A 25,886-nucleotide genomic window follows, 5' to 3' on the forward strand; every position below is an offset into this window, starting at 1 on the left:
TTACGGTGTGGCAAAAATAAAACATTACCGTGAAACCCGATCATTCTTAAAACCCTAATATCAGCGGCAACAATAAAAAATAATTAACTTTGTTGCTTGTAATAAAATTGTATATCCATGATTCAATCAATGACCGGGTTCGGGAAAGCCGTATGTGAGCTCTCCAATAAAAAAATTCACGTCGAAATAAAATCACTCAACAGTAAACAACTCGATTTGAATGCCAAAATGCCAAATCTTTACAGAGAAAAAGAGTTGGAACTTAGAAACCTTATTGCAGCATCGCTTCAAAGAGGTAAAGTGGAATTAAATATCAATGTTGAAAACCTGACATCAGAAAAAAATGTTCAGCTAAACGAACCGGTCATCACGAATTATTATCAGCAGCTAACGAAATTAGCACATCAGCTAAATGATAACAACAACAGTGACTATTTACGAATAGCGATGTCGTTACCCGATACACTTAAAGTAGAGCAAAATGAACTCGATGAAAACGAATGGGCACAAATTATTGAACACACCAATATGGCCATAGAGGCTATACAACAATTTCGCCGACAGGAAGGTGATTCTCTCGAAGCAGACATAAAACGGCGAGCATCAAAAATTGGAGAATTACTTCAGCAAGTCGAGCCACTGGAAAAACTACGTGTCGAAAAAATAAAAACCCGCATTAAAGACAATTTGAACGAAGTAATAGACAAAAGTAAAATAGACGAAAATCGGTTTGAACAGGAATTGATTTTTTACATCGAAAAACTAGATATTTCTGAGGAAAAAGTACGGTTAAGCAATCACATCAAATATTTTTACGAAACCATTCAGGAAGATCAGCCAGTAGGTAAAAAGCTTGGTTTCATCACACAGGAAATGGGACGTGAAATTAACACCCTGGGGTCCAAAGCCAATGATGCAGAAATGCAACGCATTGTCATTCAAATGAAAGATGAGCTGGAAAAAATAAAAGAACAGGTATTAAATATTCTGTAAATAAATAGAAAGCCCCCAAAGAATGTTTAAAACAAACCGGAACCACTACCGGTTAATCTTAGATACGCTTATCTGACAAATTGATATCACAAACCATGAGCAGAGGAAAATTAATCATATTTTCAGCCCCTTCGGGTTCGGGTAAAACAACCATAGTCAAACACTTACTAGGGAAAAAACTAAATCTGGCTTTTTCAATTTCAGCCACCAGCAGGCCCCCCCGTAAAAACGAAACACATGGTGTTGATTACTATTTTCTGGATCGGGAAACCTTCGCTAAAAAAGTTGACAATGGCGAATTTCTTGAGTGGGAAGAAGTGTATGCCGGAACCTGTTACGGGACATTAAAAGAAGAAGTTGAACGACTGAGAAAAGCCGGCAAACATGTGCTGTTTGATGTGGATGTGGTTGGAGGCGTCAATATCAAGAAAAATTACGGCAACGAAGCTTTGGCCCTGTTCATTCAACCCCCTTCAATAAACGAATTACAAAAACGATTGACACTGCGAAATACCGACAGCCCCGAAATCATCGAAAAAAGAATTGCCAAAGCGGAGTTGGAGTTGACCTATGCCGACCGCTTTGATAAAATTATTATTAACGATGATTTAACCAAAGCCTGCGAAGAGACAGAGCATCTGATACGAAATTTTATCGACGACAAAATATAATTCCGATGAATAAGACAGGTCTGATGTTTGGCTCTTTTAACCCGGTGCACATTGGTCACCTGGCTTTGGCAAATTATATACTATCGTTTTCCGACCTGAAAGAAATATGGTTTGTAGTAACGCCGCAAAATCCATTTAAGGAGTCAAGCGGTTTGGCCCCAGAAAACCATCGGCTTAAAATGATGGAAATAGCCATTAATAGTGACCAGCGCTTTAAAATTTGTGACATCGAATTTAACATGCCACGCCCATCGTACACCATTAATACACTGGATAAACTCAAGGGGTTGTATCCCAACAAATGCTTCAGCCTGATAATGGGTGCCGACAACCTTTTGGCCATCGACAAATGGAAAGAACCTTCACGGCTAATGGCCAACTACCACATTATCTGTTATCCACGTAACGGGAGTGAACTATCCTCGAAAAAAGACCTGTCCAACGTCGAAATCATAAATGCACCATTGATGAATATCTCGGCAACCTTAATCAGAGACGCCTTAAAAAAGCACAAAAACATTCGTTTTCTGCTTCCTCACGGCGTTTACGATTATATCCAAAAATATAATCTGTACGGTTAATCTGAAACCTCTTTAACCAAAAGGACATAAACCGGGAAATGATCGGAATATCCTCCCATGTAATTATTTCCCACATACGTTCGTAATGCATAACCTTTATATTCACCTTCCTGCTGAACCAACATGGGGTCATAAAAAACACGTACCGAGTGAAAACAATACCCTTTATTATTCTTATCGACCAAAGCAGGCGTCATGATCAGCTGATCAAACATGTCCCATTTACCACGGTAGGGTAAGCTACCCTTTCCTTGGCGAAACAAAACTTCCGTAGCATTAAACAACTGCTCTGCTTTCAAATTATTTTTATCGAACCCGGTATTTAAATTCACGCGAACACTCTCGTTGGAGGGATTATCATTCAGGTCGCCCATAACAATCACTTTGGCATCCTCATTTATAACACAAATAGAATCGACCAAAGAACGCGTTAACCTGGCAGCTGCCATTCTTAAACCACGGCTGCGTGCCTCTCCGCCATAACGCGATGGCCAGTGGTTAACAATAAAACTCATCGGTTCTCCATCTAAAATACCCGAAACCACCAATTGATCGCGAGTATAAACTCTTTTACCATCGTCGCCGTTAATTATTAGAGGGACAGAGCGAGTGCTGGTCACTTTAAAATGGTTGGTCCGATATAACAACGCAACATCAATACCACGTTTGTCAGGTGAATCGAAATGTACAATTGCATAGTTTAACGGCTTCAAATAATCCGAATGAATTAAATCATCCAACACCGCATGGTTTTCCATTTCACTTAAACCAATCACCGCCGGCCCAGCCAAATTCTCAGGTGTTCCTAACATTGAAATGGCTTTCGCCACATTATTTATTTTTTCTTTATAACGCGCCGATGTCCATTTTTTGGACCCTTGGGGCGTAAATTCGGTATCTCGTACATTCGGCGAGTCAATCGTATCAAACAAGTTCTCAAGATTATAAAAAGCGACAATCTCAGCCTTCAGTTGTTGAGCTGCCACGTTCTGAACTGAAAAAAACATAGCAACACTGGCCACAAAAACAACAAGTTCTCTCAACATACTCAATATATTACTTTCAAAGCCGGAAAATTAATCAATAAATATTAATTCCTTTCTGACAAATCAACAATAGATAATTAGACTTTGTAAAAAAAGGCAAATTACTCATAAGTTTATTTTTGGCATTCGTGAATCGCTTCGCTTATTTCTACGACATCCTCATTTTTGAAACAGTTATTTACAATAAGTAAACGCCTCTGTTTCTATAACTTCGAACCGACTGATAAGGAGATCATGAACACCATTAAAATAATATTGCCGTGAATAAAACCTTGTCTTTGGCGATTTCTTCTTAAAGACCCAAAAACAAGGACTTTTCTTATTAAGCATATGAGTATTTCAGCTCCAGGTACTTACATTATGGACAGGTATTATCACAAAATATCGTGTATAATAAAAAGTCATCATTAAAAAATGCCAACGCCACAACAGCCACAACCAACTTATTTTTAAGGCGTTAAAAGTACTCGCCATCAATCTGCAAAACATTGAGAACCATGCAGCTGTATAATTTTAACGAACTATTGTATCTTTAGATGAAATTGGAAATAAAAAAAGTAAGATTCCAATATTTTTTATTCCTTTGTGCCTCCCCAAAAGGGGGCTATTAACCGGTATAAAATAAACAATAAAATGGGTAAAGTATTAGTAATCGGCGCCGGTGGCGTAGGAACTGTAGTAGTTCACAAAATGGCCGGATTGCCGGATGTTTTCTCTGAAATTATGTTGGCCAGTCGCACCAAAAGCAAATGCGATGTCATTGCCCAAAAAATTGGCGGCAATCGAATTCAAACGGCACAGGTAGATGCCGACAATGTGCCCGAGCTGGTTGAACTAATCAACGAGTTTAAGCCCGATCTGGTGGTCAATGTTGCACTTCCCTACCAGGATTTAACCATTATGGATGCCTGTCTGGAAACCGGCGTGGCCTATCTCGACACGGCCAATTACGAACCCAAAGAAGAAGCCAAATTTGAATATAAATGGCAATGGGCTTATCGGGATCGATTTAAAGAAGCCGGCCTCACCGCTATTCTGGGCTGCGGATTCGATCCGGGTGTAACCAGCATATACACCGCCTATGCAGCCAAACATCACTTTGACGAAATCAACTATCTCGATATTGTTGACTGTAATGCCGGAGACCACGGCAAAGCTTTTGCGACCAATTTCAATCCCGAAATTAATATTCGCGAAGTGACGCAAAAAGGTAAATACTGGGAAAACGGCCAATGGATTTACACGGAACCGCATGAGATTCACAAACCGCTTAACTACCCTGAGATTGGGCCAAAGGAATCGTACCTGATTTATCACGAGGAGTTGGAGTCATTGGTAAAAAATTTCCCTACCATAAAACGCGCTCGGTTCTGGATGACATTTGGACAGGAATATCTTACACACCTGCGGGTTATTCAGGACATTGGCATGGCCGGCATTGAACCTGTAATGTACAACGGAATGGAAATTGTTCCTATTCAATTTCTGAAAGCCGTATTGCCCAACCCCGGCGATCTGGGTAAAAACTATAAAGGCTGGACTTCCATCGGCTGCCGTATTAAGGGTAAAAAAGATGGCCATGAAAAGACCTATTATGTTTATAATAATTGCAACCACGAAGTGGCATATAAGGAAACAGGGACACAGGCTGTGAGTTATACGACAGGCGTTCCGTGTATGATAGGCGCCATGATGTATCTCAAAGGCATCTGGAAAAAACCGGGCGTTTACAACGTTGAAGAATTTGATCCCGATCCGTTTATGCACGAACTGAACCAACATGGGTTACCATGGGTTGAATTGCATGACGTTGATCTGGAGCTGTAACGCATAGAGTTACAACAGTTAGAAAACTGAATACAGTGAGGGTTTCGCAATTGTGAAGCCCTTTCTGATTTTATAAAAACAGCTATATTTACATCAAATCAATAAAAAATATCAGGATGTCCATTAGTATCACACAAATACCTACCCCTTGCTATGTTCTGGATGAACAACTGTTGCGTAACAATTTAAGTCTCATCAAATCGGTAAAAGAACGCGCCGGCATTAATATCATACTGGCGTTTAAAGCTTTCAGCTTGTGGCGGGCATTTCCCATTGTACGGGAATATATTCCCTACTCAACGGCCAGTTCCATTCACGAGGCGCGCCTGGCTTTTGAAGAAATGGGCAGTCTGGCTCACACTTATTCGCCGGCCTACACCGAGAAAGAGTTTCCGACCATACTAAAATACAGCAGTCATGTCACCTTCAATTCATTCAGTCAATTCAACCGCTTTTTGCCGATGGTAAAAAACTTTGAACGCAAAGTGTCCTTGGGCATACGCATCAACCCCGAATACAGCGAAGTGGGGACCGACCTGTACAATCCGTGTTCGCCGGGATCACGCATGGGCGTTGTTGCCAGTCAGATGCCTGACAAGCTACCGCCAGAAATTGAAGGCATTCACTTTCACTCACTCTGTGAAAGCTCTTCATATAACCTTGAAAAAACACTTGAAGCCATTGAATCGAAATTTGGAACCTATCTGAAACAGATCAAATGGTTTAACATGGGTGGGGGACATCTTATAACCCGCAAAGACTATGACGTAAATCATTTGGTGGAACTTTTACAACGTTTCAAAGCCAAATGGAACGTCGATATTATACTGGAACCCGGCAGTGCCTTCGCCTGGAATACCGGCGTTCTGGTCTCTGAAGTCGTTGACATTGTAGAGAACCACGGTATCAAAACCGCCATACTAAACGTTTCGTTTACAGCACATATGCCCGATTGTTTAGAAATGCCGTACAAACCGCATGTACAAGGTGCCCATCAGGAACCCGTTAAAGGGAAACCAACCTACCGACTGGGCGGGAACAGCTGTTTATCGGGCGATTTCATCGGCGACTGGTCCTTTGATGCTCCTTTAAAAGTGGGCGACAAAATTGTGTTCGAAGACATGATTCATTACACAATTGTTAAAACAACCATGTTTAATGGCGTACCACATCCAGCTATAGGAATCTGGAACGATAACAGCGGTTTAAAAATAGTACGTGAATTTGGATATCAAGATTATAAAGGCCGAATGAGCTAGTGCTTGCAAGAAAAGTTCAACTTCTGCGTTATACATATCCTTAAAAGGATCATTCAGATCACTTTTCACAATTCTTTAAAATGTTTAGCATGCTTGCATACATCAGCCTGTTTTTCACCTCATTTATCATTGCCTTTTCGGGTGCGATGATGCCCGGGCCGTTGCTCACAGTCACCATTAGCGAAAGCACACATCGCGGCATGGCTGCCGGCCCTTTGCTCATTACAGGTCATGCCATGTTGGAAATAGCTCTCATTATTGCACTCATATTAGGCTTAGGCCCCGTGTTTAAGCAGCCTTTATTTTTTATGATAACATCATTTGCCGGCGGGGCAGTTATGCTATGGATGGCATGGGGTATGTTCAAATCACTGCCATCGCTCACCATCGCTAAAAGCGAAACAAACAAAACAAAACACAATCTGTTGGTAACAGGCGCAATCATGAGTCTGGTGAACCCTTACTGGATAATATGGTGGGCCACCATCGGATTGGGATACATTGTTTATGCGCAGGAATATGGGACGACCGGCATTATCATCTTCTTTTTGGGACACATTGCCGGTGATTATATCTGGTATTCGGCTATCTCAACAGCAGTGAGTAAAGGGCGAAAACTCTTTACCGATAAAATATATCGCCGTTTAATTGCCGTTTGCGGTACATTTTTGGTTGGATTTGCCATGTATCTGATTGTTATGGCCATTCAAAAGCTCTAAAAAATTGAGGCTCATAAAAAGGTCTTCTTACGACCCGAATAATGAATCACAGGAACAGGAAACCACAAAACAATACAGCAACACTAGTTAGAGCCTGTCTATAAAGTCGGGAGTTTGAGCTATAAAGTTCAAATTCAAGGCTTGCGCAGCTCGAAAAATGTGAGTTTACTCCCGTAAATGACCATTTTGAGAGCAAGCGTAACGCAGAAGTTGGACTTTATAGACAAACACTAGTTAAACAAAAAATATCACATCAAAAAACGATCTCCCAACAGCTTGTTAAAATTTTCACGCACCGACTCAGAAATGGGGATGTAAACTTTACCGAAAACAATACGGTTACGCTCAATAACCTGAACCTGTTCCACATTGACAATAAAAGACCGGTGTACCCTAAAAAATTTTTTATCAGGCAACTTTTCCTCCATCGACTTCATGGTCATTTGTGTTATGACAGGATGCTCTTTCTCTTTACAAAATATTTTTACATAATCGCCCATGCTCTCGATGTAAAGGACATCCTTTAAATCAACCCGTTCAAGCTTACTGCCCGCTTTAACCATCATCGATTGAGAGGGAAGATTATCCGGCACGCTATGTGGCGACTTTGAAAGCGAAAACCATGTCAATGCTTTGTTGGCAGCTCGCACAAACTCGGCATAATTAAATGGCTTAACGAGGTAATCAAGTGCATCCACCTTAAAACCTTCGAGGGCAAACTCACTAAATGCCGTAGTAAAAATAACCCGCACACTGCCATTCAACGATTTTGAAAATTCAACGCCTGTTAGTCCGGGCATTTGAATGTCTAAAAACAATAAATCAACCTCCTGAGCAGCCATCACCTCCATGGCCTGAAAAGCGCTGCTACACTTACCTGCCAATTTCAAAAAGGGCGTCTTAGCCACATAGCTCTCAATCAAATCAAGAGCCAACGGTTCATCATCCACTATCAAACAATTAATGCTTATTGCCATACTTAATATTTTTATAACCGGATGACTAAATTTACAACAAACATTTCACCATGCAACCCTGCATCAAAGGAATAACGCTCGGGATAAATAAGGCGAAGACGCTTTTGCAAATTATCCAACCCAATTCCCCCATGAGCATCCAACGCTTCAGGATTGACAAAAACGGAGTTTTCAACCTTCACCTCCAGTACATGGTTTTCCTCATTAACATGAATCAGAATCACAGAGTTAGAATCACTGCTAGCTCCATATTTAAAGGCATTTTCAACCAAAGGAACAAACAGTAATGGGGCAATCATATCACCATCGTCTTCCACCGAATAGCTGAAGTTTACTTTCATATTTGCTCCGGTACGCAACTTCATCAAAGCCACATAACTTTCCAGGAAATCAAGTTCGCCTTTAAGCGGTACTGTATCTGAATTGGTTTCATACAAATGATAACGCATCAATTTTGCCAACCGGTGCACCGCATCCTGCGCCTTATCGGGCGATAACTGAATGAGCGAATAAATATTGTTTAACGTATTAAAGAAAAAATGCGGATTGAGCTGCATTTTTAAATTACTTAACTCCGACTTCAAATTCTCATTTTCCAGAGATTTACGCTGAGCATCCAGCATAAACCAACGGGTTGTCGCCTTTATAGCAATTGCGATACTAATGGCAAATACATACGAAAAAAACATACCTGTAAGCATAAACAGATATGGAGGGCGGCGGCGACTGATCATCATAGAATGGTCACTCTTCAGCCTGGGTATGTAAGAGTTAAAATCGGGCGACGTGAGTTCATGTCTTAAAACTTCAAAAGCGATAAATAACAATACCAGACCAAGATTGATAGCGATATAAACAAGTATTTTGCGATTAAACAGCGCTTTATCAATCAACCATAAATAATTAACATAAAACAGGACCATTGTAAATACGGTGCGGTAATAATAGTCAGGCGGTATTGACGTGTGCATGCGTCCATCAACCATTGAAAACAGAAAAGGCACCACAACCCAAAACACCCAAAAAAGCGTGTGAATAAGAAGTCCTCTTAGTGAAAAAGCACGTTTGAATGACATATAACTCATTTATAAATATTACAAAGCAATAAAACGACTCGTATCGAAGTGCTTCAATGAGTTCGGGAGCCGCTGATTTGCGAGGCGACTCAAGCCCAAAAAGACACCAATCATAGCATATAAAAAAACGAAATAACGATAAAACACTGGTTCTGCCAGACAAATTCCATTGTGCATTGAGGTAGTTATCCCTATTCCAGATTTTGCTATCGTTCTGGGTTATTTCAAAGGACAAAAATGAGGAACAAAAAACAGAAACAAAAAATTTATCGACGAAAGGATATCAATAGCCGATATACCAGACATTCTGAAAGATTTAAACAATTGGCCAGCAGCCAAAATCATCAGTCTGACAACGAACAAAAAACGGCAAGCAAACCTCAGAGCCTATAAATGTTTCAATTCCTCAAACCGAAAACAATCCATCAAATGATCGTTTACGACGCCCGCGGCCTGTAAAAAAGCATAGCAAGTAGTTGACCCCACAAACTTAAAGCCCTTCTTTTTAAGAATTTTACTTAACGCATCGCTAAGCGGCGAAGTCGCAGGCACGTCCTGAATACTCATCCAATGATTAACCACCGGCTTACCGTCAACCAATTTCCACACAAAGGAATCAAAAGAGCCTTCGTCCTGCTGCAACTTAATAAAACACCGGGCATTGGCAATGGTTGCCTGCACTTTTAACCGGTTACGTATTATTCCGGCATCACGCAATAGCGTCTCCACCTTATCTTCATCGTATAAGGCTATTTTTTCATAATCGAACTGATCAAAGGCCGCACGAAAATTTTCACGTTTATGCAAAATGGTACGCCAGCTAAGGCCAGCCTGAAAAGTGTCGAGCACCAGAAATTCGAACCATTTGCGCTCATCATGAACAGGTGTTCCCCATTCGTTGTCGTGATAATCAATCATTAACGGGTCATTACCCGGCCAATCACAGCGATGTTTAGTCATAACAAAAATTTAGCATCAGAGATAATAAATTACGGCATACGGCCTATCAAAATACCTGTAACAGTAGACATACCCTCCAAATAAACGGTTAACGAAACAGGTGAAACCTCCACCCTGTTCTGTCGCGTGGAAGCGTGTAACAAGTGCAAATCACCATCGACCCACAAAGCCAGGGCAGTGTGTGAAACATCCAGTCCGCTGACCGACGATACAAAGGCAATGATATCGCCATTACGAATATAATTTGCCACCAGGGGAAGATGATCCCTGGTGATAAACCGCATGTTGTAACCGGCAATGTGTTGTTCGGTATTTCTGATGGCCTTTATCAAAGTCGTATCATCTTTCAACTGCCTATAATACTGTGGATTTCGAGACATAAAATCAACATTGGTATTCAGCGCAGCATCGCCCAGTGAGTCACTGATTAACAACAAATTATTGTGATGCATCCACTCGGTAAAATAGTGCAATCGCGAAGGAAAACCCTCTACCCGACCATTGCGGTAACGAATGCGTACCAAAGCATCACAGAAAGCATTCCAGTTAAGCTCCTCATGACGTACAATTGTTGCCATTGCGAGCACATATTCCAAAAAAGTAGTACAATCCATCTCACGCAGATTCACCACCAAATGCTCATTGCCCGGCACTTCCAGCGTCTTTGCCACATAAGGTGTACCCAGAAACTGCCGGCCAATGGCAGGTAAAAGATTCGACCATGAGGGATCTGTTTCCGGTGCAGACTGATAACTTTTAGCCCAATCCTCAAAAATCAACGAGTCCTGAGAAGTACAAATAATATCGGATGAATGATCCACCAAACCGCCGGTTCGGGACGAGGCGTGATGGCATCCCCAAAAAATAAAAATCGAAATCAGCAAAGACAGTTGGCGCATAATCATTTGATTATTTTTGTAAAAATAAGGAATGAAGTCGATTTAACAGTCATACACCCATATTTTATGCGCAAAATAAAGATCTCCTTTTGCCGTTTATACCGTTTTACGATAATTCCGCACGGCCAATGACACCAATGCCACCGCCAATACGGAAATAGCAGTAAAAGGCGCTAACAAATCCCTGAAGCCCGCACCTTTCAACAGAATGCTTCGAACAATATCGATAAAATAATAAACAGGATTAAGCGTGTTGAGCCAACGTCCCCATTGCGGCATATTATCCACAGAAGTAAAAATTCCACTCATCAGGATAAACACTAAAAGGAAAAAATAGCTTACAAAAGTAACCTGTTGCTGCGAAGCCGAGAAAGTTGAGATCAGCAACCCCAACCCCAGTAAACCGATCAGGTATATGGCCGCCATGCCAAATAAAAGCCACAAACTCCCAACCATGGGAATACCGTATATCAATTTACCAATGAGCAGGCCAAAAGCCAGCTCGAACAGCCCTATAACCCAAAAAGGAACCAGTTTGGCGATGATAAACTGAGACTTGCGAACCGGCGTCACATTCATTTGCTCGATGGTACCCATCTCTTTTTCACGAACAAGGTTGATGGCCGTCAAAAACATTCCTATAACAGAGACTAAAATCACAAGAATGCCCGGAAACATAAAAAATTTATAATTCAATCCCGGATTAAACCAATACCGTGAAGAAACCACAATGCCCCCACCGGTTGCAACAGTGGCCATCTCTACCTGCAAGTTACGTCCCAAACGGGTTATAACCTGTTGCAGATAAGCATATCCCAGTTGAGCCTGCTGCGAATTAACCGCATCGGCCAAAACCTGTACGGTGCTGTTATTATTAAGCGTCAGCGACTTTTCCAAGCCGCGAGGAATAACCAATACCAAATCGGCGGTACTCTTTTCCAGCTCATCAACCGCCTGTGTCACCGTTTGATCGTTCACCGCCACCACAAAAAACGGCGATGCCTGTAATTCAGTCAACAACTGTCGGCTCAGCTGTGAATGATCACTATCAACCACCTCCACTCTTAAATTCTTCATTGTCATGGTAGCGGCATTCACCAAAATCAATAACTGCAGTACCGGCAGAATAAATATCAGCGGCAGAATGGTTTTATTCCTGAATATCTGAATAAACTCTTTTTGAAGAAGATATAATATTGTTCGCATCACCAAAAATTTTAATAAAAAACACGACGTTTACTTGCTGACATGAAGTTGTGCCGGCCCATCAGTTTACTGTAATCGAATTTTAAAATTACGAACACTCAAAACCATGAAAACAACAAAAAATGAGATTAATATAAGCAGCTCTTTCCATATAAAAATCAATTCACCGCTTTTAAACATCACTGTTTTCATGGCCTGAATGTACCAGCGTGCCGGCATAATGACACTAATTACCTGCAACGCCTTTGGCATACTGGCAACCGGATAAATAAAACCAGACAACAATATGGTTGGCAGCATCAACCCAATCATAGAAATGAACATAGCTACCATCTGACTTTTAGCCACCGTTGAGATAAATATTCCCAGCGATAAGGCCAACAAAATGTAAATAAAATTTATAATCAACAGCCAGAACAAGCTCCCAACCACCGGCACCTTAAACACAAACACGCCTATTACAATGATGGTTAAGGCATTAATAAATGACAAAACCACATAAGGCGTCACTTTTCCCAGTATAATCTGAAATGGTTTAAGAGGAGAGATCAACAACACCTCCATGGAACCGAATTCTTTTTCGCGGGTTATTGATATGGATGTCATCATGGCTGACACCAATATAAGTACCATAGCCATAATACCGGGAATAGACATGTAGACCCCCTTAAGCGCCGGATTAAAAAACATCCTTATTTCTGTTTCAATGGATCCGTGAGCGGGAAATGTCTTCTGCTCCGCCGCATATTTGGAAACAACACCGGATGCATAACTAACCAGCATTTGAGCTGTATTGGCATCCGAAGCATCGGCAATAAGCTGAATACGACTTCCTTCGGGACGTATCATATTATTTCCAAACCCTTCACCAATGACCACTGCCATTTGAAAATCACCTTTGCGGAAGGCACTCTCAATTTCGTGCTCACTCTGAAGATAATCAACCACCCTGAAATAACCTGAAGCACTCAGACGATCAACCAACTGCCGCGACGAATAATCATGTGCCTTATCCAACACGCCGATTCTGGCATCCTTTATTTCAGTTGAGATAACATATCCAAAAATCAAAAGCTGTGCTACAGGCATAAGAAACAACACCAACATGGTGCGATAATCACGAAATATGTGCATTGCTTCCTTCCTGATGAAGGCTATTAGTTGTTTCATATGTTTAAATTTATCTTTCAATGGTCATATGGAACTCTCGATGAATTTTAATCATTCTCCTGTGTGTATTTTAGAATGCTAAAATTCATGTTCGTTTCATATGATTATAATTTGTTTTTCAGTTGCCAGATGGAACTCGCCGGGATAATCATACTTCTGTGTGCGAATCAATTCCCATGGCTCGTTTCATTTTAATAATTATTATTTCGTGTTTGTCTATAAAGTCTACGACTTCGCAAGCCTTGGTTATGAATTTCAGACTTTAAACACTTTGTTTATCGACAAACTTGATGTTGTGCCTGTCCATAATATTTTGAGTTTGACTATAAAAAGTGTTTGGTCGTCTTTTGGTTTTAACTTTCATCCCCACCAGTATACCATAGGCCAGAAACTGAACCATGGCAAACAGCCACAACCACCAAATTCCGTTCAAAAAATCAAGAACGTTAGTACAGACAATAGACATCATTTTAAACATTTCGGGTCAACTTCAGGAAAACATTATTCATATCTGGTGCGTTGAATTGTTTTTTCAGATTAGCCGGGGTATCCAGTGCGCTGATACGTCCGTCGACCATGACGGTGACACGGTCACAATACTCCGACTCATCAAGATAATGCGTGGTTACAAATACCGTAATGCCATCGTGAGCCGCCTGGTAGATAAGTTCCCAAAACTGGCGTCTGGTCACCGGGTCTACACCACTGGTTGGCTCATCCAGAAAAACAATTTCGGGACGATGCAAAATGGCCACAGAAAAAGCCAATTTCTGCTTCCACCCCAACGACAATGTTCTGATAAGCCGGTTTCGGGCCCCTTCAAGATTCAGCCGAACAAAAATATCGTTGGCTCGCGCATTAATGTCCTGCTTGCTAAGACCATATATCGCTCCAAACAACCTGATATTTTCGAACACCGTTAAATCGTCGTACAATGAAAACTTCTGACTCATGTAACCAATGCGCTTCTTCACCATTTCGGGTTGTCGGGCCACATCATAGCCTGCCACCATTGCAGTGCCGGATGTTGGCGACGTCAAGCCACACAAAATCTTAATAGCTGTAGTTTTCCCGGCTCCATTAGCGCCCAGAAACCCAAATATCTCCCCTTTATTGACGTGAAAAGTGAGATGATCATTGGCCGTAAAACTGCCAAATTTCTTTACCAGATTATCAACCAACACCGACTTATCTGTACCATTATCTATTGTGTCGTCTCTCATTCGTACATCATTTAATTTACAGGTAAATTGAACCTTTCATTTCAAATTCCCCTTTGCATTATGTGACCCATCATCCCTTCGGCTTCTTCATTTCGCCATCAGCGCCATAAAACGATCTTCGATGCCGGGTTTAATTTCAGAGATAGAAACAGCCACATGCCCCTTCTCTTTCAACCAGGCAAGTAAGCCATCTGAAAAGTCACCACCATCTTTAAAAGAAATATGCAGCTCTTCACCAAACGGAAAAACAGATACCGAAGCATCAAAAGCCCGGCAATCGTTAATAAGTTGATACATATCAGGACCACGTACGCCAAACAACCGCCCGGAAAAACCGGCCACAACCTTTGCCGGGGTTGCAACATCCATAACACGTCCCTGCTGCATCAGCGCCACGCGATCACACAAGGTGGCCTCATCCATGTAGGGAGTTGACACCAAAATGGTTATGCCATATTCCTTCAGTCGTTTAAGCATCTCCCAAAACTCACTGCGCGAGACGGCATCCACACCGGTGGTCGGCTCATCCAACACCAGCAAACGAGGCTTGTGAATTAACGCACACGACAGGGCCAGCTTCTGCTTCATACCTCCCGATAGCTTCCCGGCAGGCCTGGTTTTGAAAGGCTCTATCTGCTGATAAATATCTTTGATGAGATAGTAATTTTCGTGAATGGTTGTGCCAAACACCGACGCAAAAAACGCCAGATTTTCCTCAATGGATAAATCTTCGTACAATGAAAATTTCCCGGGCATGTAGCCCACCATCCTCCGCACCTTAAGATAATCGGCAACCGGATCAAGCCCCCATAACCGCACCGAGCCACTGTCGGCCAACAACAAGGATATCAGAATACGAAACAACGTACTTTTTCCGGCACCGTCGGGACCAATGACGCCAAATAATTCGCCATCGTTCACCTGGAAGGAGATGCCCCGCAAGGCTTCTACATCGTCAAATTTTTTAGTTATATCGGTAACTTGAATCATCGGCTTTTCTTCTATCTCGTGTCTGCAAAAAAACTCCATCTTTTTTTGTTAGGCCCGCTTTCAAAATGAGCATTTTCAAGAGTCAACTCACATCTTTTTGAGCTTCGAAAACCTCAAATATGAAGCCTTCGTAATCTGTCGCCGGAGTTCTCGGGCATACACTACCATTTATTACAATTACATCACACAAACACATTGCGTTTTAGGGCTTCGCAAGACTTGACTTTGAATATCTCTTATCTGCCACAAGCCTTTTCCTGCAAGCACTATTTGTCAAACAGTACTTCGCCGGGCATTCCAATCTTCAACACACCATCCTTATTGGGTACAATCACCTTAAAGGCATAAACCAAATCAACACGTTCTTCTTTGGTCTGAATAATTTTCGGTGTAAACTCGGCCGATGACGATATCCATGAAATTTTTCCGGTGGTAACGCCATAATCATTTTTGCCCTTGTCGTAACGGACGGTCACTTCCCGACCTATTGTCACCTCACTCAGGTGACTACCTGACACATAAGCCCTCAACTCAATATTATGAATATCGGCCACCTTAAACAAAGGCTTGCCGGGTGCCACCATTTCGCCCGCCTCAACATATTTTTGAAGCACCGTACCGCTTACAGGCGACACCACACGACAACGTTTTAATTGTTCGTTCAACATTGCCTTCTTAGCTCCTATCAATGCCGTCTCAGCCTTAAGTGCTGCTTCCTGTGATCGCACCTGCGCCAATTCACGCCGGGCCACCAGCAGTTGCCCCGTAACCTCATCATACGAACGTTGAGTAGCGGCACCGGCATCGAACATCTGAATCACACGTTGTGCCTCCTTTTGCAACATTTCAAGCCGGGCTTTTTGTACCTCAATGGTCTTCTGAAGCTGCATGGACCGTGCCTGAACCGATAGCGCCGAAGCATCCAGCTGCTGACGGTTCAACACAAGCATCACTGTATCAATTAATCCCAACTTCCGATTGGCAGTAACAGCATCGCCTTCGTTGAGTTCAAATTTCAGCAACCGGCCGTTTTCTTCGGCACTAACCACCACCTCATCAACCTCAAAATTACCATAAGCATCGGCTTCCGGATAACCCTTCCCGCAAGACGTAAAACCGCCCAATACCAATATAAGAAGTAGTAATCGGGACCAAACTGTATTGTCAATTTTTTTCATCTGTTTATTATTTGATTTTTAAAATCACAAGAAACTCACCATAATTAATCAACCTCCTGTATGTGAAATAATTCATGGCTCGTTTCTTACCAAAACATTTTACTTTAAACCTTTGAATAGAACTCTTCGCTTGTCATAAAACAATCATTTATAAAAAAGAACCGGAGACTGCTCAGAACGTCGGTTAATCTTCATTGGTCCCTATCTGCTGACGTTGAGCCAGACTGTGCAAATAGTTCAGGCGATGCAAATCCCTGTCGAGCCGCGCACGTGCTTCAGCATTCAATTCAGCCAGATAATCGGCCGAAGTAATGGCTCCACGCTTTAGCTGCGTACGATATTCACTGGTCACTTCGCTTTGAAGCTGAATTATCTCTTCATCCTTCTCCATCATTTTGCGGTACTGCTCCGTCTCACCGGCCGCCTGTAAAAAATCCCGCTGCTGCTGAAGCTCAAAACTCTGCTGCTGATAGTCCACCCACTCTTTCTGATTTTGTAATACCCCGCGGTTACGGCGTGATTGCTTCCAATCCCATGGCGTCCACTTAACCTTAACCCCCACCATCAAAAACGTATCGAACTCATCCTGAAGCATATTGTAGCCCGGGTTGCCATAACCGGCCTGAGCAAAAGCAGCCATAACGGGTAACCGATTGCGCCGGTACAGCATAATCCCGGCATCGGCCTGCGACTTCAGCAAATCAAACTTCTCATATTCAGCACGTTGTAAAGGCGTTTCAAAAGTAGCATCCCCGGGCTCTGCCAATTCAGAAATGTCAATACCATCCTGTCCCGTGAACAATGCCAGACTGCTCAACAAAGATCGTTCTGCTTCGTCCAAAGCAATTAGCTTTTGCTGTATGCGTAAGCGTTCCACTTTCAATGCCTGCACCGATGATTTTAACACGGCCCCATTTTCAAAGGCCACCTGCAGTTCGGCCAGCCTGGCATTCAGATCGTTAGAAACATAATCCAACTGTTTCTTCTGCGCCTCAAGCATCAAAGCATTAAAAAACAGCTGAGTCACCGCACTTCGCACCTGCTGTAAGGTAGCTTCCACATCCACCAGTTGCAAGTCGCCACTGATTGCTTCCGCCTTTGCGCGCAGGCGGGTGCGACCGCCATCGTACAAAGTCTGAGACACATCCAGTGCTATCTTGTATTGGTCTTTGGGTGCCGACGGAATGCTGAACGACATTGAAGTAATGCCCGTTACATGTGGCACATCGCTTTGCCAGGTAGCCTGTCCCGACACATCCAATTGAGGCAGCCAGGCACTCTGAATATTTTTAACCTTCAATTCAGACGCTGCAATCAATGACTCACGCCCCTGCAATAACGGATAATTCTCACGCGCCATGCGCCAGTAGTCATCCACCGAATGTGTCTGAGCCGACAGCAAAAGCGACCCATTAAATAACAAAACCCCTAAAATTGCTTTCCACATAACAATTATTTGTTTCAAATTTTAAAACTTACGGATTGACCAATATTGCCCGACAAATAAATTCATACAAAGCATCACGACGCTTCTCAATAAATTCATCATACTCGTCCGTCGACTCCCATAACATACGACACAAAAGCGGTTTAGAAATAAATGGGAAAACACATAACCCGACAATGTTGACAAAAATCTCCCGCGGATTCATTTTAACAACTTCACCAAGATTCATCCGTTTTTGAAAGAAATCAACAATAACCTGAGGCTGAATACCAGCCGTCTTCAATAAGCCTTCAATTCTCCCGGGCGAGCGGTTAATTTCACCGACTACAAACATAGGCAGATATGGCATTTTTATTAAAATATCCATGTAACCATTAACAGCAGCCCGAATCAATCCCTTCACCGATACATCGCCTTTGGCCATTACCGGCTCAAGAGAAGGCCAAAACCGCTTAAAAGCATCACTAAAAATAGCTTCAAACAAATTATCCTTACTTCTATAATAATAATGTACCAATGCTTTGTTCACCCCTGCCTCATCAGCAATTTCCTGCATTCTGGCACCATCAAAACCCTTTTGTACAAAAACCCGACGCGCGGCTTCAAGAATCAGCTCCTCCGGTGTGGGTCCCTTTTTGTTATCTTTAATATCAACCATCTAGTTTAACTATTTAGTTTAACCAACTGGTCAAATGTATTACAAACTATTGGAAAGAGCAAAAAAATTTAAATAAAAGGAGATTTAATCGTGCCGAAAAGCAACGTTCTACTGAACAATAATATAGCTGTTAAATAACACTAAAACTAAATATTGTATAATTCTATAATATAGCTACATTCACAAAACAATTACAAACATGACATAACTCATAAATTTTAAAAGCTATGACACAAACAATTACAATTTATGTTGACACAGAAAGCATGTTAAAATTCTTCGGCAACGATTCTGTCTGGGGAACAATGGACAAACCTTTCAAAACCGACCAATTCTGCACCTTCGATGCGCCGGACGTTTACTGGAAGGGACGACAAATTTTATCAATTGATGAAAATTCACATTATAAAATTAAGATTATTGAATCATTAACAAAATTAAAGTTATCACTACTAAAAAATTCAGGAAATACCACCTCTCCCAAAGCAGAATTAAACCTGTCAATGATATCAGAAAGCTTACCCACCATTGAAGACTGGGCCGGCATTTTTGATTTAGAAAAGACTTCATACAGGTATAGCGTTGACGGGCACTTCTATGTTGAATCAGACGAAACGGATTCTTTTGATTTATACACAGCTAAAAAAATGACCTGCGCAAACAACCTCCAATATGCCATACTTTTCAAAATTGACGGCACCAATAAAATAGGAATTATTGACCCTTTAATAGGAAATACCACAGAATCCATACCTCCGGGAAAAGTAAAAAAACTATAGATGATACGATCTCAACTCTTGTTTATCCTGATGGGAATGTGCATAACCTGTGTGTCACAAAACAGATTTCACATGGATAGCCTGTTACAAATAGTTGAGGAATTAGAAACCGACGATGAAAGAATAGATTTTTTACTGTCGAATGCGCAAACATCAACAGATTCGGAAGGTTTATCCTTTGCCCGACGAGCACTATCGCTGGCCGAAAAAAATAATTTTACCTGCAAAGTGGCTCTTTCGTACGAACTAATAAGTCTTTGTCAAAGAAAATTAGGAAACTACCCCGAAGCTGTTGATGCTTCCTTTAAGGCACTTAAAATATATGACGAACTGGGTTGGCATAACAAGATGGCCGGAATACAACTCCAATTAGGTTCCCATTATACAAATGATCAGAACTTTGAAAACGGTAAAAAATACATTAAAAAAGCCATCAAAAACTTTCGACAAAGGAAGGACACTGCAAACCTGGTTTTAGCGCTAATTAATATGGGTGAAACATACCGTTTAACCAACCAATACGACAGTGCTGAAGCCTGCTTACTTGAATGTCTGCAAATAACCAACAATAATAAACACATAGAAGGCTATGCCACCGGAAACCTTGGTCTTGTTTATTCAGAAACCCAACAAAATAACAAAGCCAAATACCATCTGAAAAAAGCCATAGCCATACTCTGTTGTCTCAACGACAATTATTCAGTATCTGTTTATCAATCGGGCCTGGCCAAAATTCTCATTAAAGAAAAAAAGAACCGCGAAGGAGAAAAACTATTGCTAAAATCACTTTCCCTTGCAAAGAAATCGACACTCAAAGAACAAATCAGGGACATCAGCAAAGAACTTGCTCTATTTTACGAAAACGCTGGTCGGTATCAGGAAGCACTGAAATACCGCAAAGAATTCGAAATTTATAACGACAGCCTGGTTAATATCACAAATACCCGACGCATTGTTCAAATAGAAAGCCAATACTTGCTTGAAAAAAAAGAAACCGACATTCAGTTGCTTAAAAAAGGCAACCATAACAAACGGATACAACTCATATTTCTGACAGCAGGCATTTCAATCTTACTCATTTTATTATTTATTCTTTACAGGCTAGAATACTCAATAAAGAAAGCCTACCAAAAAGTATCACAACAAAAAAGTACCATAGAACAAAGAGATCAGGAAAAAGCCATTTTGTTGCGCGAACTAAATCACAGAGTAAAAAATAACCTGCAAATGATTTCGAGCATGTTTTCGTTGCAGGCAAGACAGCTGAAAGGTCAGCCCGCCGCCGAAGAACTTGAAGCGGCACGCCGTCGTGTGGACTCGCTGATGCTGATTCATCAAAAGCTGTATGCGAAAGATAGAGATATCGGCACTCACATCCGACTCAAAGACTACATCACCGAATTGGTTAATAATTTAACGTTTGGAATGGAGGAGCAAGTCAGCACCGAAATTTATGTAGATGACGTAACCATACATATTGATGTGGCAATCCCAATCGGGCTGATCATCAACGAACTTGTAACCAACTCATTAAAACATGCAACCAATCAATGTTCTATAACAAACAAAAAACTAAAACTTAGTCTGCTGCTATTTGAGAATCATTCGAATGTACATTTAATTATATCAGACAACGGAACAGGCATTTCCGACACAAACATCCCCGGCCATCGCTCTATAGGCCTAAAATTAATCCACTCACTAACCAAACAGCTCAATGGTACTATTACTCAGGTCAATCAGGATGGTTGCCGCTGGGAATTGCAATTTGAGCTTCAAAAACTTCAGAAACTATGACCCAAAAAATAAAAATTCTTATCGTTGAAGACGAAATAATGATTGCCGAAGACATCGCATTACGATTAACCGACATGGGCTATCAAATAGCAGCAACCATTGACAATGTAGACGAGGCCACTACTTTTTTGACACAAAATATGGTTGATATTTTACTACTCGATATCTCGCTTAAAGGCGATAAAACAGGTTTGGATCTGGCCGGAATTGTGAATAAACAGATCCACATACCATTTATATTTCTTACTTCGCTGGCCAACGACCAGGTGGTTAAGCAAGCAAAGCTGGTAAACCCTGCCGCTTTCCTCTTAAAACCTTTTAACGACCGCCAGATAAGCATCGCAATCGAAATGGCACTTTTTAACTTTTATGGAAAAACCCAACTGTCAACCGCCCCAAAAACGGAACAATCGAGCTTTAACAAACGGCAGACAGCAAGTCCCGACTGCCTTTTCTTCAAAAAAGGGACACACTATCAAAAAGTTGCGCTACAGAATATCCTCTGGCTTCAGGCCGAAAGTAATTATACAACCATCTTCACCGAAACAGAAAAATACACCTATTCGTGCGTTCTTAAACATTTTGAGGACAAATTACCTGCCAACCAATTTGTCAGAGTGCACCGCTCATATATTGTAAACATCTGCAATGTTAGCGGACTGGAAGGCAACACATTACTGATCGGCAAAAAACGCATTCCGGTAAGTAAAACATTCAGCAACAACATCTTTGATCAATTCAAAACGCTATAAAACAAACACCCATCAATGCGGAAGCTGAGCACGCAACACTTTTTCGTACCCCTCAACCAACTGCCTGAAACCTTCGGGCATATCCTGCGGCTTAATCACAATTTCAATGGTTGCCGTTGAGGACTGCGGCTTTTCCGAATTTTCAAATATCTTGCGTATGGGCGTACTGCTTCTGCCAAACCCCACCTGGAGTTCATCATTATCAAGCATCACCTCCAAATTGGTGGTAAACTTAAATTCATCGATCTGCGATGTTACCATAGGCGCTAAAGTAAGTAAAGGCACCTGTATCTCTTTAACCACAACACCATCGTCGGTAATTTGCGGATAGGTCATTGTGACCGTTTGCGGCGTCAAAACCTCCTTATCACCCAACCTGCTTTTGGTGAAATAAGTGTTCATGACTCCGACGTTGTTATCTCTCAATGCCTCGTTGGCCTTAACTACGGCATTTTGAATGGCATCAACAAAAGCTTCAAATTTAATCATAGTAAAATTTATTTTACGGCTTGACGAAAAGCCTGTTGTTTCACATCCTCAAACTTATCCATTGTATCTTTGACCTGGTCACGACTTTCTTTAGCCAGACTGATTTCTGCATGACAATTCTGACAAACAAACTTACCTCCTTTCAGAAGGGTATATATATCAAACAATATTTCACTTTGACATTGCGGACAATTTATTTTTTGCTCATACATAAACTATACGTTTTATTTATTTGTTATTTAAAGCATTAACCGAAACATTCTTGGAATACACCTCAATAAGAGCTGTTACTCCCACAGGCAATGGAAGAGGCGCGGCTTTCATCGTTACAGCCATTTTTGAATTATTTTTTTTCTGATACTGACTTTTTCCACTCTGAATCTGAGCTTCCCTCGAATCATAGCTAATAGTGCCAGTCAATTTTACCGCTGCCTCTGCCCCTTTGTTAAACACATTGGGCTTACCAGCCTGCAACCTTAACCGATCACTCTTCTGATAAATAGACGTTATCTCCATATCAAAAGCAACATCAACATCCTGCACGGCCAATGAATTCATGGGAATAAGCGTCAGTAATGGCACCTCAAAATTGGCTTCTATAACTTTCAACTCCTTTTCGCCATTACTCTGATGCACTATTTCATGCCTCGTAATAGACAACGTTATCATAACCGGATGATAGACTTCGCCATCCTGAGCAAAACAGAAATCCATTAAAAACTGGATTTGATCTCTGGCCATCATTGAGTTAGCCTTGACTGCCGCAATAAAAGGCGCAGCCAGGATACCTTCAATATCGATACCATTACCCTGGTAATTTTTGGGATTAATTGTGTTAGCCATACTGGTTATTCATTAAATCTGGTTCAATTCCACGGAAGAAAACACATCCCTTCCGTGGAAAATTTAAAAACCTACTAAGCTGAAGCTGGTACTGGCATAGTTATAGGCTCAATAGCTTTGGTAAAGGCCTCTATAATCGTATTCACGCCTTTGGGTAAAGGAAGCTGTCCGGCTTTAACATTCACCGAATACTTGGCTGAGTTACTCTTCTCATAATGGGTATTATGTGTTGAAGAGTCCTCCTTATCGTAACTGGCCGATCCTTTAATGGATACAGACAAGGGCCCCCAGCCGGCTTTTGCTTCAAACGAGGCTTCAGCTTTAATGGCTGTCTTCGATGCTTCGGATTGTTCTTCAACAAAACTGGATTTCACTTCCATCTCAAAATTGATATCCACAGATGTCACAGCCAAAGAATTTAAAGGCACGATAGTCATTAGAGGCAAATTAAAAGATGTCGTAACAGATTGAATTGTTGCCGGATCAGCCGAGGTATCGCCGGGTGTTAATACGCCGCGGGTCAATTCCATCTTAATCATGATAGGAAGATAAGAATCGAGAGCCGGGGTACCTGTTCCGGGTGTCTTAGCGAAACAAGTGTCCAGCAAAAATTTGGTCTGAGTAAGCGCCATGGCCTGATTGGCCGTTGCCGCAGCATTTAATGGGCCCCCAATGAGGGAGTCCATGGGTAAACCCGAGAACTGCTGCGCCATTGAAACAAGATTTGAATCCATAATGAGACATTTTAATTATTAAATAAAGATTACCCTTCAAAATAACGGAGACACATAAACGAAATCAATTCAATTGCGTAGAAACCCATTAACAGCGAGTGACAAACCAAAATTTATGAGTAAACAGAAAGCCCCTGCCGATCAAACCAGATCAACAGGGGCTTTGTAACAACTAAATGAGATCTACTACTTTCGCTTCATTTTCATAATCAGGTAACCGGCAACCGTCACCAGAGCACTTAAAATAACCGGTGTCCAGTCTGCCTTACTAACTGCCACATCCACCCCAAAAGCATTAAAACTGCCGGACTGTTGATAGGCTTCATAGCCAAAATAAGCCAATCCAATAACGCCCAGTATTAACAAAACAACACCAACATTTTTCATAACATTCGATTTTAAGGTTAATAAACAACTATGTATCTGTTCATAAAGACAAGCGCATGATAAGAAATGTTCAAATTCAAGGAATACCTAACCCGAAACATGTGAGTTTATTCGGGTGAAAGATCATTTTGAAAGTTGGCGTAGCGTAAAAAGCAGAGCTTTCTTACTGATGCAACCAGGTGGGTCAATTGTCAACAATTGTCCTTGCATTTAAGTAGCCTTGATAAAACTCCTCCTGGTTTTCGCGAAATAGCAACATGGAGTTGTCAAGCTTCAACTTCAGGATGGAATTACCCTCGTCGAACAGCTCCTCTATATTGCTGAGAGCCGCATATTTTTGACTCAAAATGGTGCGCGGCTCACCGATGAGGGCGTTATAATCGTCGACGCTGGCGTTGATGCCGGTAATCACCTCCGGGGTAACGCCAAACTCAGCCAGGGCTTCGATGTTTTCTTCGGCTTTTACCGTAATGTTTTTTACGGTGGCACTCAAATCCGATTCCCGTAATTTTATTATTTCCGACCGGGTTATTTTAACCGCATTGACCAGATCTTCATCGCCTTGCTCGCTGGCAATGATTTGTAATATTCCCGATAACATGGAGGTCTTGGCAGCAATGGTTTCTTTCAGTTGCCCTTTTTGTTGGGTGACACCAACATTTAAGTGACTGCTCTCATTTTTAGACTGAATACGGGAAATAATTTCGTCGAACCCGTTTTTGTACGTGACAATGCGAGGAATACTGCTCCAGGTGGATGCATTGGAATCAAGGAAAGATTGCGTGCTCAAAAACATCCTGAATTGGTTAGTTTGTGTTTTGTTCATTTCATTTGGTGTTAGGTGAATATTTTATTTTGCAAACACAATTTAACACATAATAAATCAACTTCCAATAATGTCTATTTTTTTTATAATGAATACAAATAAAAAAATAACACCTGTATACCTGACACTTACAACTATTAAACAGAACCGACTTAAGATAAAGTGTCGTTTATTTCAAGGATTTTTCTTTCTGTCATTTTAACAGTTCATTGACAACCGTCGGGCATCCTCAAATTCGTGACTTAAACCTATAATTCCTGACTTGCCAACCTTATTTCCAGACCTGCAAACCTCATTTCCTGACTTGCGAACCTCATTTCCCGACTTGCGAACCTCATTTCCTGACTTGCGAACCTCATTTCCTGACTTGCGAACCTCATTTCCTGACTTGCGAACCTC

Annotated in this window: 29 protein-coding genes; 9 read left to right on the forward strand and 20 right to left on the reverse strand. The window is 41.4% G+C overall.

Translation table 11 applies throughout. The features are described from left to right. Window positions 1–117: 117 nt before the first annotated feature. From ACT3CD_RS10950 to nadD, 3 genes are all read left to right on the forward strand, one after another. The gene (locus tag ACT3CD_RS10950) at window positions 118–993 is read left to right on the forward strand and encodes a YicC/YloC family endoribonuclease (RefSeq protein WP_444645664.1); all 876 of its coding nucleotides are present in this window, start codon (window positions 118–120) and stop codon (window positions 991–993) included. Window positions 994–1,088: 95 nt separating this feature from the next. After that, entirely contained in the window at window positions 1,089–1,664 is a 576-nt protein-coding gene (gene gmk, locus ACT3CD_RS10955; RefSeq protein WP_444645665.1) for a guanylate kinase, read from the forward strand. Window positions 1,665–1,669: 5 nt separating this feature from the next. Further along, window positions 1,670–2,245, forward strand: a complete 576-nt coding sequence (gene nadD / locus ACT3CD_RS10960) for a nicotinate (nicotinamide) nucleotide adenylyltransferase (RefSeq protein WP_444645666.1) — start codon at window positions 1,670–1,672, stop codon at window positions 2,243–2,245. Here nadD and ACT3CD_RS10965 read toward each other — a convergent pair. Next, entirely contained in the window at window positions 2,242–3,291 is a 1,050-nt protein-coding gene (locus ACT3CD_RS10965) for an endonuclease/exonuclease/phosphatase family protein (RefSeq protein WP_444645667.1), read from the reverse strand. The two genes, nadD and ACT3CD_RS10965, sit on opposite strands and share 4 nt — an antisense overlap. A 633-nt stretch (window positions 3,292–3,924) precedes the next feature. Between ACT3CD_RS10965 and ACT3CD_RS10970 the strand changes: the two genes are divergently transcribed. The 3 genes from ACT3CD_RS10970 to ACT3CD_RS10980 all read left to right on the forward strand — a co-directional run bounded on the left by ACT3CD_RS10970 (window position 3,925) and on the right by ACT3CD_RS10980 (window position 7,096). Beyond that, the gene (locus ACT3CD_RS10970; protein ID WP_444645668.1) at window positions 3,925–5,118 is read left to right on the forward strand and encodes a saccharopine dehydrogenase family protein; all 1,194 of its coding nucleotides are present in this window, start codon (window positions 3,925–3,927) and stop codon (window positions 5,116–5,118) included. Window positions 5,119–5,234: 116 nt separating this feature from the next. Continuing rightward, window positions 5,235–6,377, forward strand: coding sequence for a carboxynorspermidine decarboxylase (gene nspC / locus ACT3CD_RS10975; RefSeq protein WP_444645669.1), 1,143 nt, complete (start codon window positions 5,235–5,237; stop codon window positions 6,375–6,377). A gap of 89 nt (window positions 6,378–6,466) precedes the next feature. Beyond that, window positions 6,467–7,096, forward strand: a complete 630-nt coding sequence (locus tag ACT3CD_RS10980; RefSeq protein ID WP_444645670.1) for a LysE family transporter — start codon at window positions 6,467–6,469, stop codon at window positions 7,094–7,096. A gap of 248 nt (window positions 7,097–7,344) precedes the next feature. Here the strand turns inward: ACT3CD_RS10980 and ACT3CD_RS10985 are convergent, their stop codons facing one another. The 12 genes from ACT3CD_RS10985 to ACT3CD_RS11040 form a co-directional block, all read right to left on the reverse strand. Then, window positions 7,345–8,073, reverse strand: coding sequence for a LytR/AlgR family response regulator transcription factor (locus tag ACT3CD_RS10985; RefSeq protein WP_444645671.1), 729 nt, complete (start codon window positions 8,071–8,073; stop codon window positions 7,345–7,347). A gap of 11 nt (window positions 8,074–8,084) precedes the next feature. Further along, entirely contained in the window at window positions 8,085–9,149 is a 1,065-nt protein-coding gene (locus ACT3CD_RS10990; RefSeq protein WP_444645672.1) for a sensor histidine kinase, read from the reverse strand. Window positions 9,150–9,536: 387 nt separating this feature from the next. Beyond that, on the reverse strand, window positions 9,537–10,109 hold the full coding sequence (locus tag ACT3CD_RS10995; RefSeq protein ID WP_444645673.1) for a DNA-3-methyladenine glycosylase I: 573 nt from the start codon (window positions 10,107–10,109) through the stop codon (window positions 9,537–9,539). Window positions 10,110–10,138: 29 nt separating this feature from the next. After that, on the reverse strand, window positions 10,139–11,008 hold the full coding sequence (locus tag ACT3CD_RS11000) for an N-acetylmuramoyl-L-alanine amidase-like domain-containing protein (RefSeq protein WP_444645674.1): 870 nt from the start codon (window positions 11,006–11,008) through the stop codon (window positions 10,139–10,141). A gap of 96 nt (window positions 11,009–11,104) precedes the next feature. Continuing rightward, window positions 11,105–12,214 carry an ABC transporter permease gene (locus tag ACT3CD_RS11005; protein ID WP_444645675.1) on the reverse strand — a complete coding sequence of 370 codons (1,110 nt, stop codon included), beginning with the start codon at window positions 12,212–12,214 and terminating at the stop codon, window positions 11,105–11,107. A 66-nt stretch (window positions 12,215–12,280) separates the two neighbouring features. Beyond that, window positions 12,281–13,384, reverse strand: coding sequence for an ABC transporter permease (locus ACT3CD_RS11010; protein ID WP_444645676.1), 1,104 nt, complete (start codon window positions 13,382–13,384; stop codon window positions 12,281–12,283). 262 nt (window positions 13,385–13,646) lie between these two features. Next, complete coding sequence (locus ACT3CD_RS11015) at window positions 13,647–13,853, reverse strand: hypothetical protein (protein WP_444645677.1); 207 nt, start codon at window positions 13,851–13,853, stop codon at window positions 13,647–13,649. A 1-nt stretch (window position 13,854) separates the two neighbouring features. After that, window positions 13,855–14,607 carry an ABC transporter ATP-binding protein gene (locus ACT3CD_RS11020; protein ID WP_444645678.1) on the reverse strand — a complete coding sequence of 251 codons (753 nt, stop codon included), beginning with the start codon at window positions 14,605–14,607 and terminating at the stop codon, window positions 13,855–13,857. A gap of 87 nt (window positions 14,608–14,694) precedes the next feature. Beyond that, complete coding sequence (locus ACT3CD_RS11025; RefSeq protein WP_444645679.1) at window positions 14,695–15,597, reverse strand: ABC transporter ATP-binding protein; 903 nt, start codon at window positions 15,595–15,597, stop codon at window positions 14,695–14,697. A gap of 266 nt (window positions 15,598–15,863) precedes the next feature. After that, window positions 15,864–16,775 (reverse strand): HlyD family secretion protein, encoded by a 912-nt coding sequence (locus ACT3CD_RS11030; RefSeq protein WP_444645680.1) that lies wholly within the window; start codon window positions 16,773–16,775, stop codon window positions 15,864–15,866. A 184-nt stretch (window positions 16,776–16,959) separates the two neighbouring features. Beyond that, window positions 16,960–18,222 (reverse strand): TolC family protein, encoded by a 1,263-nt coding sequence (locus ACT3CD_RS11035; protein WP_444645681.1) that lies wholly within the window; start codon window positions 18,220–18,222, stop codon window positions 16,960–16,962. 28 nt (window positions 18,223–18,250) lie between these two features. After that, window positions 18,251–18,880 carry a TetR/AcrR family transcriptional regulator gene (locus tag ACT3CD_RS11040; protein ID WP_444645682.1) on the reverse strand — a complete coding sequence of 210 codons (630 nt, stop codon included), beginning with the start codon at window positions 18,878–18,880 and terminating at the stop codon, window positions 18,251–18,253. Between the two features lie 227 nt (window positions 18,881–19,107). Here ACT3CD_RS11040 and ACT3CD_RS11045 point away from each other — a divergent pair, with 227 nt between their 5' ends. From ACT3CD_RS11045 to ACT3CD_RS11055, 3 genes are read left to right on the forward strand one after another with little or no spacing between them, the layout of a single operon-like run. Next, the gene (locus ACT3CD_RS11045; RefSeq protein ID WP_444645683.1) at window positions 19,108–19,659 is read left to right on the forward strand and encodes a hypothetical protein; all 552 of its coding nucleotides are present in this window, start codon (window positions 19,108–19,110) and stop codon (window positions 19,657–19,659) included. After that, entirely contained in the window at window positions 19,660–21,456 is a 1,797-nt protein-coding gene (locus ACT3CD_RS11050; RefSeq protein ID WP_444645684.1) for a tetratricopeptide repeat-containing sensor histidine kinase, read from the forward strand. Beyond that, the gene (locus ACT3CD_RS11055; RefSeq protein ID WP_444645685.1) at window positions 21,453–22,208 is read left to right on the forward strand and encodes a LytR/AlgR family response regulator transcription factor; all 756 of its coding nucleotides are present in this window, start codon (window positions 21,453–21,455) and stop codon (window positions 22,206–22,208) included. The genes ACT3CD_RS11050 and ACT3CD_RS11055 overlap by 4 nt, the downstream gene beginning before the upstream one ends. A 12-nt stretch (window positions 22,209–22,220) precedes the next feature. Here ACT3CD_RS11055 and ACT3CD_RS11060 read toward each other — a convergent pair whose 3' ends face one another. From ACT3CD_RS11060 to ACT3CD_RS11090, 7 genes are all read right to left on the reverse strand, one after another. After that, the gene (locus ACT3CD_RS11060) at window positions 22,221–22,697 is read right to left on the reverse strand and encodes a DUF2589 domain-containing protein (RefSeq protein WP_444645686.1); all 477 of its coding nucleotides are present in this window, start codon (window positions 22,695–22,697) and stop codon (window positions 22,221–22,223) included. A gap of 8 nt (window positions 22,698–22,705) precedes the next feature. Beyond that, a complete protein-coding gene (locus tag ACT3CD_RS11065; RefSeq protein WP_444645687.1) occupies window positions 22,706–22,909 on the reverse strand; it encodes a TFIIB-type zinc finger domain-containing protein in 204 nt (67 codons plus the stop codon). 16 nt (window positions 22,910–22,925) lie between these two features. After that, the gene (locus ACT3CD_RS11070) at window positions 22,926–23,540 is read right to left on the reverse strand and encodes a DUF2589 domain-containing protein (RefSeq protein ID WP_444645688.1); all 615 of its coding nucleotides are present in this window, start codon (window positions 23,538–23,540) and stop codon (window positions 22,926–22,928) included. Between the two features lie 74 nt (window positions 23,541–23,614). Continuing rightward, window positions 23,615–24,274, reverse strand: coding sequence for a DUF2589 domain-containing protein (locus ACT3CD_RS11075; RefSeq protein WP_444645689.1), 660 nt, complete (start codon window positions 24,272–24,274; stop codon window positions 23,615–23,617). 186 nt (window positions 24,275–24,460) lie between these two features. Then, complete coding sequence (locus tag ACT3CD_RS11080; protein ID WP_444645690.1) at window positions 24,461–24,661, reverse strand: transglycosylase; 201 nt, start codon at window positions 24,659–24,661, stop codon at window positions 24,461–24,463. Window positions 24,662–24,845: 184 nt separating this feature from the next. Further along, a complete protein-coding gene (locus ACT3CD_RS11085; protein ID WP_444645691.1) occupies window positions 24,846–25,487 on the reverse strand; it encodes a hypothetical protein in 642 nt (213 codons plus the stop codon). A gap of 198 nt (window positions 25,488–25,685) precedes the next feature. Beyond that, window positions 25,686–25,886, reverse strand: a 201-nt coding sequence (locus ACT3CD_RS11090; protein WP_444645692.1) for a hypothetical protein, incomplete at its 5' end; no start/stop codon positions are given.

It is taken from the genome of Geofilum sp. OHC36d9 (assembly GCF_052400685.1).
In the GTDB taxonomy this organism is placed as follows: Bacteria; Bacteroidota; Bacteroidia; order Bacteroidales; family Marinilabiliaceae; genus CAZHHH01.